Annotated in this window: 1 protein-coding gene; it reads right to left on the bottom strand. The window is 48.6% G+C overall.

Annotation, left to right across the window (positions count from 1 at the left end; all coding sequences use genetic code 11):
• Positions 1 to 41: 41 nt before the first annotated feature.
• Positions 42 to 1,271, bottom strand: a complete 1,230-nt coding sequence (locus ACLGGO_RS35565) for an RNA-guided endonuclease InsQ/TnpB family protein (protein WP_446422850.1) — start codon at positions 1,269 to 1,271, stop codon at positions 42 to 44.
• Positions 1,272 to 1,358: the final 87 nt, after the last annotated feature.

Below are 1,358 nucleotides of genomic sequence, written 5' to 3'. Positions count from 1 at the left end.
TTGACATCCTCCCCGGCGTAAACGCACAGGGATTCCCGCCATCACTGACGAGGCTTCCTCTTTCCGCGACTCGGCTTACCTTGAGGAGTCTCCTCACCAAGGCAGAGGTCGATGTCTCCAGAGGCGTGACTTCCCGTGTGCCCCACGGTACGCAATGCTAATTCGAGGATGTTGATGGCGGCGTTCCAGTCTCTGTCAATGACAAACCTGCAATGAGGGCAGCAATGCGTTCTCATCGAGAGAGACTTGTGCACTTTCTCTCCACAATTTGAGCATTTCTGGCTAGTGTACTGGGGAGGGACAGCGACTGTCGCCACTCCAAACACCTTGCCGAAATACTCAACCCACTGGCGAAAAGTAGACCATGCAGCATCAGAGATGGACTTGGCGAGTTTATGGTTTTTCACCATATTCGACACCAACAAGTCCAGCCTTCGGCAAGCCGCTGGCGCGTCTACATAGGCTACCAAGTCGTTAGACTGGACTACGCATCTGGCCAACTTGACGGCGAAATCTTTACGTTGCCTACTTACCTTGAGGTGCTTTCTACCTAACCGATTTTGAGCCTTCTTTCGGTTATTGGAACGTTGGCGTGTCTTAGCCAGCCGACGTTGAAGACGCTTGAGGGCTTTCTCTGACTTTCTCAGATGTCTGGGATTCTCCACCGTTTGACCATCAGAATCGGTGTAGAAATGATTCAGTCCAACATCAAGCCCAATCGTCTTCCCTGTCGGTTCCCGTTTCTCTAAACGTTCCAGGTCGAGACACAATTGAACGTAGTATCCGTCTGCCTTGCGGACAACTCTCACCCGCTTAATCTGCTTCAACTGATAGAAATGCAAGTCACGAGTTCCCCAAATCTTGAAGCTACCAGCCTTAAATCCATCAGTGAAGGTGATAGTTCTTCTATCATCTGATAGATTCCATCCTGAGGTTTTGTACTCGACCGAATCGCGAGTTTTATGCTTCTTGAATTTGGGAAACCCTTTGTTGCCTGGAATATTCTTTTTACAGTTGTCGTAGAAACGGGCAATTGCTGACCAAGCTCGTTCCGCAGATGCTTGACGAGCCATTGAGTTCAGTTTCTTAGCCCAAGGAAACTCTTTGGCTAGAACAGCACAATATGCGCTCAGTTCATACCTTCCAATTCCCTTGTTATCCATCCAGTATCGCAGGCAACTGTTACGAACAAACCTAGCTGTACGAATGGCTTCGTCTAGCCGTTCATACTGCTCCTTGGTTCCTTCTAACTTTGCCTCGAATACCAACATATTACGCTCAGTTACTTGACGTAATCATACCACAGTTTTTGAAGCCGTCCTATAAGGACGGGGCTTTAAACCCAATTTCTCCGGTAA

Origin of the sequence: Coleofasciculus sp. (assembly GCF_046565525.1) — a bacterium.
In the GTDB taxonomy this organism is placed as follows: Bacteria; Cyanobacteriota; Cyanobacteriia; order Cyanobacteriales; family Coleofasciculaceae; genus Coleofasciculus.
This window is presented reverse-complemented; position numbering and strand designations above follow the sequence as displayed.